The organism is Microcystis aeruginosa NIES-2549, assembly GCF_000981785.2.
In the GTDB taxonomy this organism is placed as follows: domain Bacteria; phylum Cyanobacteriota; class Cyanobacteriia; order Cyanobacteriales; family Microcystaceae; genus Microcystis; species Microcystis aeruginosa_C.
The window spans coordinates 458,064-475,727 of the sequence record NZ_CP011304.1; the positions used below are offsets into that span (position 1 = coordinate 458,064).

At 44.9% G+C, this 17,664-nt stretch carries 12 protein-coding genes and 1 pseudogene; 5 read left to right on the forward strand and 8 right to left on the reverse strand.

Annotation, left to right across the window (positions count from 1 at the left end):
- Positions 1-76: 76 nt before the first annotated feature.
- Together myaer_RS02245 and myaer_RS02250 are read right to left on the reverse strand one after the other, a co-directional pair.
- Positions 77-1,261 (reverse strand): tetratricopeptide repeat protein, encoded by a 1,185-nt coding sequence (locus myaer_RS02245; RefSeq protein ID WP_046660792.1) that lies wholly within the window; start codon positions 1,259-1,261, stop codon positions 77-79.
- 135 nt (positions 1,262-1,396) lie between these two features.
- Positions 1,397-2,611 (reverse strand): RNA-guided endonuclease InsQ/TnpB family protein, encoded by a 1,215-nt coding sequence (locus tag myaer_RS02250; RefSeq protein ID WP_046660793.1) that lies wholly within the window; start codon positions 2,609-2,611, stop codon positions 1,397-1,399.
- A gap of 78 nt (positions 2,612-2,689) precedes the next feature.
- Here myaer_RS02250 and myaer_RS02255 point away from each other — a divergent pair.
- Positions 2,690-2,896, forward strand: a pseudogene (locus myaer_RS02255) (IS200/IS605 family transposase); the annotation flags it as partial.
- Between the two features lie 154 nt (positions 2,897-3,050).
- Here myaer_RS02255 and myaer_RS02260 read toward each other — a convergent pair.
- On the reverse strand, positions 3,051-4,526 hold the full coding sequence (locus myaer_RS02260; RefSeq protein WP_046660794.1) for a leucyl aminopeptidase: 1,476 nt from the start codon (positions 4,524-4,526) through the stop codon (positions 3,051-3,053).
- A 447-nt stretch (positions 4,527-4,973) separates the two neighbouring features.
- On the opposite strand from myaer_RS02260, the gene myaer_RS02265 reads away from it, so the two are divergent.
- From myaer_RS02265 to myaer_RS02280, 4 genes are all read left to right on the forward strand, one after another.
- Complete coding sequence (locus myaer_RS02265) at positions 4,974-6,101, forward strand: aldo/keto reductase (protein ID WP_046660795.1); 1,128 nt, start codon at positions 4,974-4,976, stop codon at positions 6,099-6,101.
- Positions 6,102-6,233: 132 nt separating this feature from the next.
- Entirely contained in the window at positions 6,234-7,313 is a 1,080-nt protein-coding gene (fba, locus tag myaer_RS02270; protein ID WP_002744497.1) for a class II fructose-bisphosphate aldolase, read from the forward strand.
- A 191-nt stretch (positions 7,314-7,504) separates the two neighbouring features.
- Positions 7,505-8,743, forward strand: coding sequence for a carboxyl-terminal processing protease CtpA (ctpA, locus tag myaer_RS02275; protein WP_046660796.1), 1,239 nt, complete (start codon positions 7,505-7,507; stop codon positions 8,741-8,743).
- A 432-nt stretch (positions 8,744-9,175) separates the two neighbouring features.
- Positions 9,176-10,480, forward strand: a complete 1,305-nt coding sequence (locus myaer_RS02280) for an ABC transporter substrate-binding protein (protein WP_046660797.1) — start codon at positions 9,176-9,178, stop codon at positions 10,478-10,480.
- A gap of 573 nt (positions 10,481-11,053) precedes the next feature.
- Here myaer_RS02280 and myaer_RS02290 read toward each other — a convergent pair.
- From myaer_RS02290 to phaE, 5 genes are all read right to left on the reverse strand, one after another.
- Entirely contained in the window at positions 11,054-12,241 is a 1,188-nt protein-coding gene (locus myaer_RS02290; protein WP_046663577.1) for an FtsW/RodA/SpoVE family cell cycle protein, read from the reverse strand.
- Between the two features lie 71 nt (positions 12,242-12,312).
- Positions 12,313-13,257, reverse strand: coding sequence for an isoaspartyl peptidase/L-asparaginase (locus myaer_RS02295; protein WP_046660798.1), 945 nt, complete (start codon positions 13,255-13,257; stop codon positions 12,313-12,315).
- A gap of 667 nt (positions 13,258-13,924) precedes the next feature.
- The gene (chlP, locus tag myaer_RS02300) at positions 13,925-15,142 is read right to left on the reverse strand and encodes a geranylgeranyl reductase (protein WP_002735532.1); all 1,218 of its coding nucleotides are present in this window, start codon (positions 15,140-15,142) and stop codon (positions 13,925-13,927) included.
- Between the two features lie 249 nt (positions 15,143-15,391).
- Positions 15,392-16,486 carry a class III poly(R)-hydroxyalkanoic acid synthase subunit PhaC gene (locus myaer_RS02305; RefSeq protein ID WP_002789736.1) on the reverse strand — a complete coding sequence of 365 codons (1,095 nt, stop codon included), beginning with the start codon at positions 16,484-16,486 and terminating at the stop codon, positions 15,392-15,394.
- A gap of 151 nt (positions 16,487-16,637) precedes the next feature.
- Positions 16,638-17,633 (reverse strand): class III poly(R)-hydroxyalkanoic acid synthase subunit PhaE, encoded by a 996-nt coding sequence (phaE, locus tag myaer_RS02310; RefSeq protein WP_046660799.1) that lies wholly within the window; start codon positions 17,631-17,633, stop codon positions 16,638-16,640.
- Positions 17,634-17,664 lie beyond the last annotated feature (31 nt).

Below are 17,664 nucleotides of genomic sequence, written 5' to 3' on the forward strand. Positions count from 1 at the left end.
GCTGGGCCTGATTCATTAAAATTAGTCTCTATACTTTCCCCATTGTAGGCTGTTGACTGCTCAAGTTCAGATTGAATCAGGCGGGGGGATTACCGTCGTCTTCGGGCGGTTTTTGCCCTAGTAAAGCCTCTAGACGGGTTTGGGCAAGCTCAAAATCCGGCGCAATCCCTAAAGCTTTTTGATAACAGGCGATCGCTGCTTGGGTTTCGCCCAAATTTTCTAGGGTACTGCCGCGATTGTACCAAGCTTGATAAAAATTATCGTCCGCTTCTAGCACCTGTTGCCAACATTCTAAAGCCTCTTGCCAACGTTGCAGTCCGTATAGGGCGCTGCCTCTAGCGTTAATGACTTGGTGATCGTTGGGGGTGATTTCTAGGGCGCGATCATAACTATTTAACGCCTCTTCGTAGTTACCAATCATGGCTAAGGCACCACCACGATTATGCCAGGCCGAGGCTAATTGGGGATCGATCGTCAGGGCCTGTTCCCAATCGGCGATCGCATTTGACCAATTGCCTAAATTTGCCTGTTCTAAGCCCTGATTAAACCAATCTTCGGCAGTTTCAGGGGTTTTAGCTTCCTGGGGGGAAAATTGAGCGATCAGACTATCAATAATGCTTTCTGCGTCCTTATTTTCGATGCCCAATTGTTCGGCCATTTGCCCGGCTAGGGTAGGATCGTTTTGCAGACGGTTAAATAATTCATCGAGGGTCAGGGTTTCTAATTGGGGATTTTCTGGGTCATTACCGTTAAAATCGCTAGTTTCACCGGAATATAAGAGATTTTCTGGGGGTTGCGGCAGGGAATAACTACCCGGGGCCTCATCTTCGCCGGCGTATTCCCAAATTAAAGTGGCAGTTTCTTTGGTGTAGAGTTGATAACCGATCTCGTAGGAAGCTTCACCAATACGTTCAATCCCGGGGAAAGCGCGAGCTAATTCTCCTAAACGGATCATTCTGCTGGCGAGAAGTTGGTTAAGGGAAGCGGAGGATTGCAGACGGGTCCCAAAGCGCTCTAACCATTCTACCCAATCTTTTTGCCGACCTCGATCGCCCAATTTCTCAAAAAATCTCAGAATTCTGCCTTCGTGCCAACCGTGGGACACTCCATCGAGTAACTGCATATAGAGAAACTCGTAATCTGTATCGGTTAGGGGAACAGATTCGATCGCTTGTACTTTCCCCTTTCCCTCTTGTCCCCCCAAAAGTCGGGTAAAAAAGTTTTCGATCGCACGCCAAAGTTTTCTTAAAAGTCCCTGCATTCTAATCTCGACACTGGTTTTATTAATCTTGCAAGCATCACCCAATTAGTCTAGCAGTTATCAGTTATCGGGGATTGACTCTCCCCCGCTAACCGCGGAGCGCGGTGTAGCGGGGGATTCTCGGTTCTTAGGCTTTTAACTAGATCGACCGAGTTTAACCCAGTCGATCCCCGTCAAATCGCCTCCGCGAGCGTTTTCTAACACGGTCAGTCCGACCGCGTTTTTTCCTCGGTTCTCAATTACCTTCGCTGATGCCGTATCTCTCGGTTCAATGTGGCCGCAAGAATCACACCGGTGAACTCTTTCCGATAACGCTTTTTTACCAGTAATTGCGCCACAATTCGGACACTCTTGCGAGGTTCCGTTTTTATCAACCTTAAGATAATATTTTCCCCGTTTCCAAGCGACAAACGGTAATATCTCGTTAATAAAACTACCGATACCTGAATCCAGAGATTGTTTTCTAACGATCCCTCTAGACCAGGAAACGAAGTTAATATCTTCAACAAAGATATTATCAGCGAGATCGCAAAGGTAATGAGCTAACTTAAAATGCCAATCTCTACGAGTATTAGACACTTTTTCGTGTAATCTCGCTATCTTATCTTGGAGTTTCAACCAATTTTTCGAGCCTTTGACTTGATGTTTCAAGCGTCTTTGTAGCAATTTAAGCTTACTCTGTACTTTCAACAAAAATCGAGGGGCTTTGATTAAATCTCCCCGTGAAGTAGCGACAAAACTCTCAATTCCCGCGTCAATTCCTAAACAGGTCTTCCCTACTGTCATATCGGGAACTAATTCCGTAGATTGGAAAGAAACCAAAACGTAAAATCCCGACGCTTTTTGGATAATTCGAGCTTGTTTAGGCTCAAACCCAGACGGGTACTCCCTAGATTTCCTAATCCGAATTTTTCCCAATTGTGGAAAATTTAAGTATTCGTCACCTAGAAAATTTTTCGAGAGCGCGGGGAAAACAAAACTTCGCATCTTTTTCTTAAATCTAGGAAAGCCGAAGCCTTTCGATTTTATATGGTCAAACGCTTTATCTACAGTTTTTAAAACTTGCTGTAAGACTTGAGCGTTAACCGTCTTTAATATCGGGTCAACTTTTTTAGCTTCCGTTAGATTTTTAGCTTGAACGAAGTAATTTGGATAGGGTTGATCCGCAGGAATTATGTACTCAGAAACTAGCGAACAGCGATCCGCAAGACACTTTCGAGAGTTTAACCAATCTTTCCGTTCCGAGAGCGCGTAATTATAAACGCTCTTACAAACATCAAGAATGTGGACAATCTCTCGTTCCTGTTTCTTGTTTACCTTTAGTTTGTACTGGTAGGTAAGCGTTATCACTGTCGTTAGTTTCGTGATGTGATGTATAGTTAAATTGTAACACCTACTGCCTAGTATATCAACTAATTACAATCATAGACCAAACTAATCGCTAACCTTAAAACAGTTAGTAGTCGCTTAATTAGACAAGAATTTCCGGATTTGGCGGCAAAGTATTTCGACAACAAACCCTATTTTTGGGCGGGAGCTTATTTCGTGGCTAGTTGTGGCGACGTTACTGTCGAACAACTAAAAAAATACGTCGAGAACCAAAACTCCCCAAAAGTGGAAAGGCTACTGCGTTAGTTTCATTCTGGTCGCGATTCATCTCCCGTTAACCGCTACGCAGTTTAACGGGAGTCCTCTCGCGACCTTGAGATAGGGGTCAGGGGTGGGGCAGATTTTTCAGGGATCGGTAAACAGTAAACAGTGAAAATACTCCTCACCTAATACCGCTTACTTAATTATTGGCCATTACCCAATTAACTAGAGTGCGGACGGGAAAACCGGTGGCCCCGGAATTATTAACGCCATTTTCTTTGTCGGACCATACGGGTCCGGCGATATCTAGGTGGAGCCAGGGAGTATTATCAATGAATTGCTTCAAAAATAAAGCGGCTGTAATGGAACCGCCGGGGCGTGGGCCGGTGTTTTTCATATCGGCAATTTGAGACTTCATCCCCTCGAAATATTTTTCTTCTAGGGGCATCGGCCAGAATTTTTCGCCGGCTAATTTGGCGGCCTCTTGGAGTTGATCACCGAGACTCTCATCGCTACTCCATAAACCGGCGATATCTTCCCCTAAAGCGACGACACAGGCCCCGGTTAAAGTGGCTAGATCCACGATCGCATCCACCTCTAATTTTTCCGCAAAAACCAAGCCATCGGCCAGGGTTAATCGTCCCTCGGCATCGGTGTTATTGACTTCAATAGTTTTGCCATTAGAAGCGGTTAAAATGTCCCCGGGGTGCATAGCGCGACCACTAATCATATTTTCCGTAGCCGGACAGATAAAGTGTACTTCCACTTCTGGCCGTAATTGAGCGATCGCCTTAGCCGCGCCTAGGGTAGCGGCACCACCCCCCATATCCATTTTCATGGTTTCGATGCCACTGCCGGCCCCTTTAATATTCAAACCGCCGGAATCAAAGGTCAAACTTTTACCGACGATTGCTAGTTTACGTTTCGGGTTTCCTTGGGGTTTATAGATTAAATGAATGAATTTCGGGGGAATATCCGATGCTTTTGCCACTCCTAAGAATGCTCCCATACCCAAGCTTTCGCATTCTTCCTGTTCCAGAATATTAAGACTTAATCCGTATTCAGCAGCAATTTGCTCGGCGGTTTCTGCCATGGTTAGGGGGGTGACGGTGTTCGCGGGAGCATTGACTAATTCTCTGGCCAGAATCACCCCGGAACAGATTTGCTCGGCCTTGGCGATCGCCGATGATTGTTCTCCTAAACCCAATAACTCGACGGTTGCTAATTTGGCTCCTTTTTCCTCTTTAGTGGACTTGAAGCGGGTATCCTGATGATTGGCCAGTAGTAGTCCTTCCGTGATTGCTCCGGCGGTGGCGGACTGATCACCAACTACCGGTAAACTGATGGCCAGAGCTTGGCTTTTTTGTTGTTTGGCCAGACGAGCGATCGCGGCGGCCGCTAGACGCAGGGTTTGCAGGTCGAAATCGGCAGTTTTTCCCAATCCCACCAGGATTAATTTGCGAATCGGACCACCACCACCTAGACGAGTCGCCGCACTACTGCCTAATTTTCCCTCGAATTCCGTCTCGGAGATGAGTTCCTCTAGGGTTCCCCCCAGTTTATTGTTTAATTCTGCCAATTCTCCTGCAATCTCTACGGCTCCTTCTGGTAAACCTAGGGCTAAAGTATCTCCTGTCCAAGTAAGGAGCGAGGTGTCAGTCGATCGAATATCCATTCTTTATCTCGATAATTCTTTGCAAAATGCTTCTATTACTCACTATACTGTAAGCTCTATCAGTGGCTGTCTTATTCTTTGTGTGATAAGTTTAACTTATAATAGTAGTGATCGATCTCTGTGTCCTTTGTGTCTGGAGTGGTTCGTTCCACTCACTCGCCCATAAGACTGTATCTTAACGTCAGTTCGGGATAAGGGAATTTTGCCATAGCTTCCACGAAAGAACAGGAGTTTCAGGCTACGGTAGCATCAGGGTTTTAGCTTATCCCGAACTGAGGTTACCTAATTTTCAGGGAAAAAGTGCCTAAACTTCCCCCCGATCACCCCAATGTCTGGCACTTTTTGATGGGAAAAAAGTCTAAAATTCTTATCCAACAAGGTTTTTAGATTTATTCAGCAAGCCCTACTTAACTGATAACTGATAACTGATAACTGATAACTGAATCAATGCGTTATCGACGATTTGGCCGTACTAATTGGCAATTTTCGCTGTTTTCCCTGGGGACAATGCGCTGTTTGTCCTCAGAGTCGGTATTTGCCGCAACACTCGATCGCGCCTTAGAATTGGGGATTAATCACCTAGAAACGGCCAGAGGTTACGGTAATAGCGAAGTTTTTCTCGGTCGCTACCTGCAGCGTCAAGGAGTGCGGGAGCGGGTTTATCTGACCACGAAATTGGTCCCCACTCCCGATCGCCAAACTATGGAAAAAGCGATCGCCGAATCCCTAGAACGATTACAATTAAATCACCTCGATTGTCTAGCAATTCACGGTATTAACACCCGCGAACATTTAAACTGGATTAAAGACCCGCAAGGCTGCATGAAAGCCGTTTTTCTGGCCCAAGAGGCTGGAAAAATCGGTCATATTGGCTTTTCTACCCATGCACCCCTAGAAATTATTCTGGAGACGATCAATACAGATTTCTTCGCTTTTGTCAATATCCATTACTATTTTTTTTGGCAAAGACAGCAACCGGCGATCGCTTTAGCCCAGGCAAAGGACATGGGTGTGTTTATTATTTCCCCTGCTGATAAGGGAGGTGGTCTCCACAGACCTCCTAAGAAGCTAGAGGAATTATGCGCCCCTTTTTCACCCCTAGAGCTAAATTATCGCTTTTTATTGAGCGATCCGCGCATTACTACCCTCAGCGTCGGGGCAGCGATACCAGAGGAATTAGAGTCAATTATTAACGTATGCGAACGAGATCAGCCCCTAGATGCGGCAGAAATTGCCGTTTTTAAACGTTTAGAGGCACATTTAACCGATAAATTGGCTACAGATTTATGTAGCCAATGTTATCAATGTTTACCCTGTCCTGAAAATATTAATATCCCCGAAGTGTTGAGACTGCGGAATCTGGCCGTAGCTTACGAAATGACTGATTTTGGCCAGTATCGCTATCAAATGCTGGAAAATGCCGGTCATTGGTTCCCCGGACGCAAGGCGAATAATTGTACTGAATGCGGCGATTGTTTACCTCGCTGCCCGGAAAAATTGCCGATTCCCCGGCTGCTATTTGATACACACGAACTACTTAACGGACCGCCGCAACGGAGATTGTGGTCATCTTAGGACGAAACCTAGAAAAATTTTTTTTGGGGATCGTCAAAGTGTAAAAACTATCTTAAGATTAACAGGTAAGAGAATTAACTTTCTTGAATTTAAAGAGACAAAAAACAAGAAATAGATTAAGGAGTAAAGGATATGGCACTCGTCCCCATGCGGTTATTGTTGGATCACGCGGCTGAGAACGGATATGGCATCCCCGCTTTTAACGTAAATAATATGGAGCAGATCCAAGCGATCATGCAAGCGGCGGCAGCCACCGACAGCCCCGTTATCCTACAAGCTTCTCGCGGTGCGCGCAAATATGCAGGGGAAAACTTCCTGCGTCACTTGATCACCGCCGCGGTGGAAACCTATCCTCATATCCCCATCGTGATGCACCAAGATCACGGTAATGAACCCGCCACCTGCTACTCGGCGATCCGTAACGGTTTCACCAGCGTCATGATGGATGGTTCCTTAGAAGCGGATGCTAAAACTCCCGCCACCTACGAGTACAACGTTAACGTTACTGCTGAAGTAGTAAAAGTTGCCCACTCGATCGGTGCTAGTGTGGAAGGGGAACTCGGTTGTTTAGGTTCCTTAGAAACCGGTAAAGGAGAAGCGGAAGATGGCCACGGTTTTGAGGGAGAATTAGATCACTCGATGCTGTTAACCGATCCCGATGAAGCGGTGGATTTCGTCGAAAGAACCCAAGTAGATGCTTTAGCAGTAGCGATTGGTACTAGCCACGGCGCTTACAAATTTACCCGCAAACCCACCGGCGAAATTCTCGCTATTAGCCGCATTGAAGAAATTCATAACCGCTTACCAAATACTCACTTGGTCATGCACGGTTCTTCCTCGGTTCCTGAAGATCTCCTCGAATTAATCAACCAATTCGGTGGCGCTATCCCTGAAACCTACGGTGTTCCCGTGGAAGAAATCCAAAAAGGCATCAAGAGTGGTGTGCGTAAAATCAATATCGACACCGACTGCCGTTTAGCAATTACTGCCGCAGTTCGTGAAGCACTATTCAGCAACCCGAAAGAGTTTGATCCCCGTTTCTTCCTGAAACCCTCGATCACCTATATGCAGAAAGTTTGTGCCGATCGCTATCAACAATTTGGTACCGCCGGTAACGCCAGCAAAATCAAACAAATGTCCCTCGATGACTACGCAGCCAAATATGCTAAAGGGCAATTAACCCAAGTCAGTAAAAAAGTTGTGGCTGTCTAGTAGCTGAACAATTAAGCGATCGCTTAATGGCACCAATTTAGCAGGATTTTTTGGGGTAGTTAACCATAACTACCCTCTTTTTTATGGGAATGCCTTCAAGGGAAAGAGTTACCAGATAAGAATCGATTTCAGAGAAAAGACTATACTGAAAATAATCAGCAGATCAGCACTGGATTTATAAGAGAAGCAAGATGAGAAAAAAATCGTTGTGGGCGGGATTATTGGTGGGATTTTGGTTTTGTCTGACTTGGATGGCATGGACACCCACAGCAGCCGCCTTTAGCGAAGAACAAAAATTACTACTGCAATCTTGGCGATTAGTCAACCAATCTTATTATGATGACACCTTTAATCATCAAAACTGGTGGCAGGTGCGGGAACAATTCATCAAAAAACCCCTTAACGATCGGACGGCGGCCTATAATGCGATCGAACAGATGTTAGCCACTCTCGATGAACCCTTTACCCGTCTCTTGCGACCGGATCAATACCATAACCTACAAATTAGCACCACGGGGGAATTATCGGGGGTAGGACTGCAAATTAATATCAATCCCGACAATGGTTACTTAGAAGTGGTTGCCCCCCTTGCCGGTTCTCCTGCCGAGGCCGCTGGTCTAACTAGCCACGATCGCATTTTGTTTATTGATGGCATCGATACCACTACTTTAACTCTCGATGCGGCGGCGGCTAAAATGCGCGGGACAGCCGGAACAGAAGTTTCTTTGGTGATTCTTCCCTATCAAAAAAGTCAACCAAAAACCCTATCTTTAACCCGTCAACGCATTTCTTTAAGTCCAGTGGTAGCGGTTTTGGATAAAAATTCTAGTTCCTTGCCCATCGGTTATGTGCGCTTAAATCAATTTAGTGCTAACGCTGCTAAAGAAGTCTCGGAAGCGGTGACGAACCTACAAAAACAAGGGGCAAAGGGTTATATTTTGGATCTAAGAAATAACCCCGGTGGTTTACTGCAAGCTGGCATAGAAATCGCTCGGATGTGGATTAATCAGGGAACGATCGTTTATACGGTTAATCGCGAGGGAATTGCCGATAGTTTTGCGGCTGCTGGCAATGCTTTAACCGATGCGCCTCTAGTGGTTTTAGTCAATCAGGGAACCGCCAGCGCCAGCGAGATTTTAGCCGGAGCATTACAGGACAATCAACGGGGGGTTTTAGTGGGAGAAAAGACTTTTGGTAAGGGATTAATTCAGTCTTTATTCGAGTTACCCGATGGGGCAGGATTAGCGATTACCGTGGCTAAATATGAAACTCCAGCCCACCATGATATTCATAAGTTAGGAATTATGCCGGATCAAGTGGTGGCACAGGAACCGATCACATATCAGGAAATTGGCACCGAAAAAGATAGTCAATACCAAACGGCGATTCAGTTTTTAAACCAGAACACCGTTTTAGCCAAAGCTTCCTAAGTGGGTTTTCAGCCATCAGTTACCAGTGATCAGTTACCAGTTATCAGATGTGAGTTTTCAGGGTTCTTAGTTACTTAGTATGGTTCGATCGGGTGGCATAAATCGACTAAATCCTTATCTGGCAAGAGATTTAATTGATTAGTTCGCTCTAGAGCGAAAACAATTAACAAAAATCGCCAAATGTCTTTCTCTATAAGAGTTTCATTCCTTATAACCCTGTACGTTGCATAAGACAAACCGAAGAACCATAATTCATAATTCATAATTCATAATTACTAGGGCATAAATCGAACAAATTAGCCATTTTTTCCATCAATATCTAAATTAAGATGAAAACCTGTTTGATTTGGAGAGAATGCTAACATCGATTAGAATTTTCCCAGTCCGGACTTTTCAGCCTTGCAACCTTAACTCATCCTTGATTTTACTGCCATGCAGAGATATATTCGATCGCCCCTAGCCCTAACCCTGAGCATCAGCCTCTTAGCTAATTTTTTAACCGCTTGTAATAATGCCCAAACCCCCGATAACACTGCCTCTAGTCCCACCACCACTACCCCCGGTGATCAAGGCTTAAAATTAGGGGCTTTACTGCCCATTACCGGAGATTTAGCCGCTATTGGTCAAAATATGCCCGAAGCGTCTGCCCTAGCGGTAGAGACTATCAATGCCTGTGGTGGAGTCAATGGCAAACCCGTCACCCTCGTGAAAGAAGATGACCAAACCGATCCCGCCGCCGGTGCTTCAGCGATGACGAAACTAGCGGAGGTGGATAAAGTAGCCGGTGTGATCGGTTCCTTTGCCAGTAGCGTCTCAGGAGCAGCCGTCGATGTGGCGGTGAGAAAGAAAGTTATGTTAGTCTCTCCGGGTAGCACCAGTCCTGTATTTACTGACAGGGCGAAAAAAGGCGATTTTAAAGGTTTTTGGGCGCGGACGGCTCCCCCGGACACCTACCAAGCTCAAGCTTTAGCGGTCCTAGCTAAGAAAAAGGGTTTTCAAAATGTGGCCACCGTCGTGATCAATAACGATTATGGAGTGGGATTTGAACGGGAATTCGTGAGCGCTTTCGATAAATTAGGCGGCACTATCACTAATAAGCAAAATCCCGTCCGTTATGACCCGAAAGCTGCCACTCTCGATAGTGAAGCGGCGGCTGCCTTCGCTAACCAACCGGATGCTGTAGCGGCAGTCCTTTACGCTGAAACGGGTAGTTTATTACTACAAGCGGCCTATAAACAGGGATTGACCAAAGGAGTTACTGTCCTCCTCACCGATGGGGTTTATTCGGAAGATTTCACCAAACAGGTGGGGAAAGGAACCGATGGTAAGTCAATTATTGCCGGCGCCCTAGGCACTGTCCCCGGGGCCGACGGTCAAGCTTTAAGGGCTTTTACTAGCCTCTGGAAAGAAAAAACTGGCAAGGATGTCACTGCTTTTGTTCCCCATACTTGGGACGCGGCGATTTTATTGATGTTAGCGGCTGAGGCGGCTAAATCTAACACTGGTGAAGGGATTCAAAGCAAGATTCGTGAGGTGGCTAATGGTCCGGGGACGGAAGTAACCGATGCTTGTCAAGCCATGGAAATGATTCGCAAAGGCGAGGATATTAACTATCAGGGGGCCAGTGGTAATGTCGATATCGATGAAAATGGCGATGTGGTGGGTAGTTACGATGTCTGGACTGTTAAGGATGACGGGACTCTCAAGGTTATTGATAAGGTGACACCTAATCAGTAATCAGTAATCAGTAATCAGTGATCAGTAATCAGGAGATTGTTTTTATTTATTCTCTCTGCTCTCCTTCTCCCCTCTCTCCCCCAACACCCACGAAGTCCGTTGACAGCAGCATACTTTGTGCTTTTTGTCAAAAAAACTTTTTTTTTGCAATAAAACTACACAAAAAAAAGATCATCGTTGTGGGTGAAATTGACTCATTTACCTGTCTTAATGAGGATTACCTTCTAGGTGTGGCAAGGGTTTCAACCATTGCGGCCCGAAAAAGCACAGAACAACCCATTATGAAATTCAGTAAAATCGCTGTAACCATCATAACATCGTTGTTAAATAAAAATCTTTCTCAATTAATTTTTAAGAATTTGTAAATATTGCGGAATGTTAATTTAAATATTCTCAAGTTTGTGGAGTTAATCAATAATTTTTGCTTATCTTTGTCGAACATTGGGTTAGGAGTCGGTCGTCAGGAGATAGGGTGTTAGGGTTTTGGGGTGATAGGGTGATAGGGTGATAGGGTGATAGGGTGATGAGACAGCTTCCCCACTTCATAATTCATAATTCATAATTCATAATTCATCACTGATGACTGAAAACCGAGACAGTTTTCTGAGGACTTTTTTTACTGGTGGGAACTGGATCGGGGTCATTTTCTTCCCTAGCCACCCGGATTAAGAGGGCTGCTAAAAAGAGACTGGCTAAACTGGAACTGCCGCCATAACTAAAGAGAGGGAAAGGTAGGCCAGTAGTGGGTAAAGAACCAGTGGCCACACCCATATTTAACAGAGATTGACCGATTAAAATTACCATCGCCCCGATCGCCACTAATTTTTTGATGCGATGACGACATTTAACCGCCACGATTAGAGCGAGAGTAGCGTAGAGAAATAGCATAATTAACAGTAAAATACCGCCAATAAAACCAAATTCCTCGCCAAAGACAGCGAAAATAAAATCCGTATCTGGGAAGGGTAGATAAAATAATTTTTGTTGGGATAGACCGTAACCGCTGCCGGTGGTTCCGCCAGAACCGATCGCCAGTAAACTCTGCACTAATTGATAACCATCACCCCGGGGATCCTGCCAGGGGTCTAAGAAAGATAAAATCCGTTTTCTCTGGTATTCGCGGAAAGTAACACTAACCACGGCCATAGTTAAACCCAGTAAAGCGGTGCTGGTCATGTAGGATAAAGGCAGACCGGAGGCGAGAGCGATCAACCAGAGAGTTATACCACACAGAGCAGTGGTACTCAAGTTAGGTTGTAAGAGAATGCCGGCTAGAATTAGGCCAAAAATAGCAATCCAAGTTAACCGTTGATTGACATTTAAACGCGGCCATCCACCGAAAACCGCCGCCCCTTGCAGGACGAGAAACGGTTTCATAAATTCTGACGGTTGCAAGAGAATCGGCCCGATTTTAATCCAACGGGTGGCACCGTTGATATTAGCTCCCAAACCGGGGATGAGAGTGATCAAAATTAATCCTAAAACTAATAAAATCATCCAGGGGGCGATTTTGAGGAGTTTCTCGATCGGCAATCGCACCAAGAAATTAAAGCCAATTAAGCCAATCCAAAGCCAGATTAATTGGCGGATAAAATAGTATAGTCCGTTATCAAAGCGACTGTCAGCCAGAGCGTAGGAGGCAGAAAAAAGCACCACTAACCCGACTGACAGCCACAAAAAGGTCATCCAGCGCAATAATCGCGCTTCGGCTGACCAGTTTTTCACATCGGGGTCAAAAATAGGGATAATGTATTGCCACACGGAGATTTTTCGAGAAGAAGTATCTTGCACAGATTAACCGAAAAGACTAGGCTCGATCGCGGTTTGTTCCACTATCCGACGGCTACATGACCGATTAAACCCGCATTTTCACCGTGCCATTCTAGGGTATCACCGATCGCCTGACCGTCGTGATAGGCAGCCAAGAGAATTTCCGCCGTTTTCCCCCAAACAATATTACCCTGACGATCAAGGGAAATCATGCCCAGATCCCGACCATTAGTTTGGGATTCGTGCATGGACTTCTCCACGGCAGCGGCGAGGGAAAAACCATCGGTGACGCGAATGACCACCTTAGCGGCTAAACACTCATCGATAATATCTTCCCCGACCCCCGTACAACTTACTCCGGCCCATGGATTCGCATAATTGCCGGCCGGCATGGCACTGTCACTAACGCGACCAATTCTTTCTAATCCCTTACCTCCGGTAGAAGTTCCGGCGGCGATGTCTCCTTGCTGATCAAGGGCCACTACCCCGATAGTTCCCCGTCGTGCTGACGAGTCGGCGAATAAACGGGCCATTTTGCGATTAAAATTCGTCTTTCTTTCCTCCATCCATTCTTGAATCCGATAATCGGTGAGGGGATCATAGAGGGGAATTTGTAATTCTCGGGCCAGATCTGCAGCCCCAATTTCCGAGAGAATGCGATCCTCTTGACTTTGGAGAAATTGGGCCAGGCTAATGGGATTCTGTACCCGCGAGACGTTAATGACACCGCTTAAACGCTGATGACGACCATCCATCAAGGCTGCACTCATTCGCACCTGACCGTCCGATTGCACCACCGAACCAGTCCCAGCATTAAATCGCGGTTCATCCTCCAGTAACATACATCCTTTTGTTACCGCCTCCACAGCACTAGCACCATTGTCAAGGAGGTTGTAAATATTCTTAACAATCCCCCGGAGAGAATCGCGCACTGATTCTAAACCACCTTTGTCCTCTAGGGAACTCGCTCCCCCATGAATAATTAACTTCGGATTTACTCTGGTCATCGAAAAATTGAGTCCGAAACCCCGTCTCTTGAGGACGGCTTTACCATTAAATAGTAGCGCATTTACACCATCTATCTTGACTTCCCCTTTAACAAAAGGGCATAAACTGTACTGTCAGCTGCCCGCGCATTTAAATTGCTTAACAGCTTATCATACTAAATCCAGTTATTAAAAACTGATTATTTATTCTCCGTTTTGCCTGAGTGCCTCTCTTGATATGTAGTCCATACTCAACGGATGACCGTATTACTTCCGATTTTATCTCTCAATCCAAGCCTTTGGGGGGTTCTACCCCCCAAACCCCCCGTTGGGGGCGTGGCGCCGCCCCCAAACCCCCCGCGCATTAGTTTTTCGGTGAGATGCTTACACGCAGCTGCTAATACATCTGTCATAATTTAAGAGGCACTCCTGCAAGGGGAGTGCCTCTCCTGATATGTAGCCTATACTCAGCGGATTTATAGTCATTTCAGATAAGTCTGATACACTCTAGACCGACAAAACCCTTATGAACTCTGGGATTGATATTCTCAATCTTAATTGAAATGACTATAGTATCAAATATTTTTTCGACATTTTTGTTTGAATTAGAGAAGACAAGAAGGGACAACCCAAAAGAAAACCCAACCACCGCCATGGGAAGATTGGGTTTTCTGGTTATCAATGGATTTTAAGGGGCCAAAGCGTTACCGCGCAGGAGAGAACCGATGGTTTTAGCGGTAATCTTCATCTGTACGAGAGGATTAGCGGGAACAACGGTTTTATAGAGATAACTGTCAAAAGTCATCTTCTGTACATCCTTATCGGAACACATTTCCACAAAAGCTTCCCGGGTGGCATCGGTACGGTAGAAAACCCGTTGCAGGATATCTAATACCAGATAGGTCATACCGTATTTCTTATCCCAACGCTTGAGGTAGAGTTTTAACTCGTCCTCTGTGGGAATACGTTGGCCGCCGTTAGTGACTTCGACAATGGTTTCCGCACACATCCGCGCCGATTTAGCGGCGAAATAGATGCCTTCTCCCGAAGACTTGGTAACTGTTCCCGCAGCATCACCTACGAGGGCCACGCGACCAACTACACGACGAGGACGGGGATGTTCGGGGATGGGGTGAGCTTCCACGCGGATGATTTCGCCCCCTTCCAGACGACGGGCCGCGCGAGCGCGAATACCGGCTTGTAGGTCTTTAATCATGGCTTTATTGACCTTCATTGTGCCAGTACCGACGGCGACGTGATCGTATTTAGGGAATACCCAAGCGTAGAAGTCGGGGGATACGTCTTTTCCTACATACATTTCGGCCAGATCTTCGTAGTAGGCCATTTTATCTTGGGGGAGACGGATGCGTTCTTGGAAAGCGATCGCATAGTTGTAATCCCCGGCATCAATAGCTTTGGCAATGCGGGAATTAGCACCGTCGGCGCCGATAACCACATCCACCTTCAGAGATTTCATTTCCCCTTGGGAATTGCCGTGGGAGTGATCGGCGTAGTGTAGGGTATAGGGATCGGTGCTATTGGTGGGAATGTCGAGACCGTAAACGGTTCCGTTGATTAAATGCGCTCCTAATTTATGGGCGCGTTCTCTCATAAAACCGTCGAGGACTTCCCGACGACACATTCCGATATATTCGTCTTGATTATCGAGATTAATATCGACTTCGACGTTAGAGGGGGAGATCATTTTCATTTTTCTCACCCGGCGATCGATAATTTCAGGAGGTAGGTCAAATTCGCTCACCATACAGAGAGGAATCGCTCCACCACAGGGTTTAGCATTATCTAATTTGCGTTCAAATAAATAGGTTTCAATGCCTGCTTTAGCTAATGTTTCTGCCGCCGAAGAACCGGCCGGCCCTGAACCCACAACAGCGACTCTTAACACTCAGGTTTTCTCCTACATACTTACGAGCGAGTACGCTTTGCAGTGTACCACAGGGGTTTAGCCGAAAGAAACGGGATTCTCCGATTCTGCCCGATCTTGCAACAGTGCTTAACATCCTCTGTTACAAAAGTTTATTTTCTTGCCTGTAGATGTTTTTTTATCGATGTGTTGTATTGTGTTACACCCTTAGAGAAGAAAACTGCTAAACCCCTCTCCCAAACTGGGAAAAGGGGATATTTTCTAGGATTGTTAACCTCTTGCTTTCAACCAATCGCTAATAGCGGGGGGTAAATCCCGTTGTACTTTGCCACTGACATACATTCCGATATGTCCGACGGGGAAGGCACAAGCGGTATAGTCAGAAGTACCGATATAATTCCCTAAAGCGAGGGAAGAAGCGGGAGGGACAAGGTGATCTTTATCTGCGTAAAGATTGAGAATTGGCATGGTCAGATTATGTAAATCTACCCGTTTATCTCCTAACATCACTTCCCCTTTAATCAGTTTATTTTGCTGATAGAAATCCTTGAGAAACTGTCGATAGGATTCTCCCGCTTGGTCGGGACTATCAAAAATCCATTTTTCCATACGCAGAAAATTAACTAATTTCGATTCGTCTTCCATGATGTCGGGAAAATCGAGGTATTTCTGATAACCTAACTGTAAAGGTTTCAATTCCAGAAACTCTAAGTTGAGAAAATCTCCCGGAATATTGCCCATGGTATCTACCATTAAATCGATGTCTAATGCTTCGGAACCCAAGGAACACCCCCCGCGCATATTTAAGAGGGTCTCGGTTTGATAAAAGTCCACTGGTGTCACCATTGTCACCAGATTTTTTACCTTATCGGGATAGAGGGAACTATAGCATAAACTAAAGGTTCCTCCCTGACAGATTCCTAACAGATTAATTTTGTCGAGATGGTGACTTTGACGAATAAAATCGACGCAATTATCCACATAACCATTGATATAATCATCAAGGGTTAACCAGCGATCGCTTCTGGTGGGATATCCCCAATCAATTAAGTAGATATCTAGACCTAATTTCAGCAGATTGGCCACTAAAGAACGCCCTTCCTGTAAATCTACCATGTAGGGACGATTGACCAAAGCATAAACCATCAGTAAGGGTATCTCGAAGGGTTTTTCGACCACGGGTTTAAAGTGGTAGAGAATGATTTTATCTTCCCGATAAACTGCTTCTTTTTCCGATACTCCACACTGAATATCTTCTTCTTTAACTCGTTTGAGATTGTCTAGACCTTTAAGATTTTTCTGAGTTAATTCTAGATAATCTTGGGTAAAATCTTCCAGTTTCACTTGCGTCAAAAATGGCCACATAATTTAATTCTCCTAGAAAAGTGGGGATTTTTCAGTGAGCAGTGAACAGTAATCAGTGAAAAGAAAGTTCCGAAGTTTTCACCTAACACTATATACTGAAAACTGCAATCCTATAACTGATAACTGATAACTGATTGTCAAGCACAATTAACTAATTATTACTTTCTATTTCTTTTTTTTCTCCTAAAGCTTTTTTGAGACTTTTTACCTCTTTGCGTAATTCATAGATAGTCCGATGAATTTCATCCACTTCGCTGCGGGTAGGCAGATTCATTGATCGCAGGTAAATTTCCATTAAATCCTGCTGTTTGAGGCGATAATCATTGAGGGAATTAATAAATTTTCCCCTTACTTTTAGGTTTTCTGGTTGACAAAAAGCCTTTTCAAAAATATCATCAGCGACGACACTCCACACATCTTGAAATTCTCGCCAATCCTTGACAGGTTGACCTTTTTCTGCTAAGAAAACTAATTTTTTAGTTAAAGCTTCAAAGGATTTAACTTGAATATCAGCCAGCACAATTTGATAGTTAATACTAGCTTGATAAAGAACGCGCCAAGTTTCAAAACTATCGAGTAATTTGCGGTTAAATTCTCGCGGCAATCCCAATAAAGGCATCTGTAACCATTGGCCAAAAGTTTCATCATAAAACTTCTGCCAATAGATATTATTGAGTTCGATCAAAGAAGAAGTATTACCTAACCAAGCTTTGGTTATTGTGTCATTTGACAGCACGAAAGGATCGAACCATAAATGATTGAGACTTTGTAATTGTTGCAGGTAAATTGTCCATAGTTGACTGACATCTTGACTACTTTGGGAAGTGGTATTAGTAAAACTATTCAGTTGACCCCGCATCTGTTGGGCATAATTATTTAAAATTGTTTGCCAGTCTTCTCCTGTTTGCATTTTCGGAAAGATACTTTCCCAAGCTTCCACCGATAATTTTAGGAATTTGATCAATAAATCCCGATTATCAAAATAGCGCTGGGTTGCCTCTTGTAATTCTGGTTTAATATTGCCCATAGGAGTCGGTATCGCCCCCATCATATCAAACCAACTTGACCACATTTTTGCCCCGGTTTCTGTCCAAAGATTGACGTAATCGGTGGCCATCTCACTCCAAGCTTGTGTCGGTTTATCCATTATTTTTGCCCTTTTCCTTTAACTCTAATTT

Bases quoted from the DNA above. Each gene is read 5' to 3' on its own strand.
- myaer_RS02305 (WP_002789736.1), bottom strand. From the start codon at position 16,486: ATGTGGCCATTTTTGACGCAAGTGAAACTGGAAGATTTTACCCAAGAT.
- ctpA (WP_046660796.1), top strand. From the start codon at position 7,505: ATGAGAAAAAAATCGTTGTGGGCGGGATTATTGGTGGGATTTTGGTTT.
- myaer_RS02280 (WP_046660797.1), top strand. From the start codon at position 9,176: ATGCAGAGATATATTCGATCGCCCCTAGCCCTAACCCTGAGCATCAGC.
- myaer_RS02245 (WP_046660792.1), bottom strand. From the start codon at position 1,261: ATGCAGGGACTTTTAAGAAAACTTTGGCGTGCGATCGAAAACTTTTTT.
- myaer_RS02265 (WP_046660795.1), top strand. From the start codon at position 4,974: ATGCGTTATCGACGATTTGGCCGTACTAATTGGCAATTTTCGCTGTTT.
- myaer_RS02295 (WP_046660798.1), bottom strand. From the start codon at position 13,257: ATGACCAGAGTAAATCCGAAGTTAATTATTCATGGGGGAGCGAGTTCC.
- myaer_RS02260 (WP_046660794.1), bottom strand. From the start codon at position 4,526: ATGGATATTCGATCGACTGACACCTCGCTCCTTACTTGGACAGGAGAT.
- fba (WP_002744497.1), top strand. From the start codon at position 6,234: ATGGCACTCGTCCCCATGCGGTTATTGTTGGATCACGCGGCTGAGAAC.
- phaE (WP_046660799.1), bottom strand. From the start codon at position 17,633: ATGGATAAACCGACACAAGCTTGGAGTGAGATGGCCACCGATTACGTC.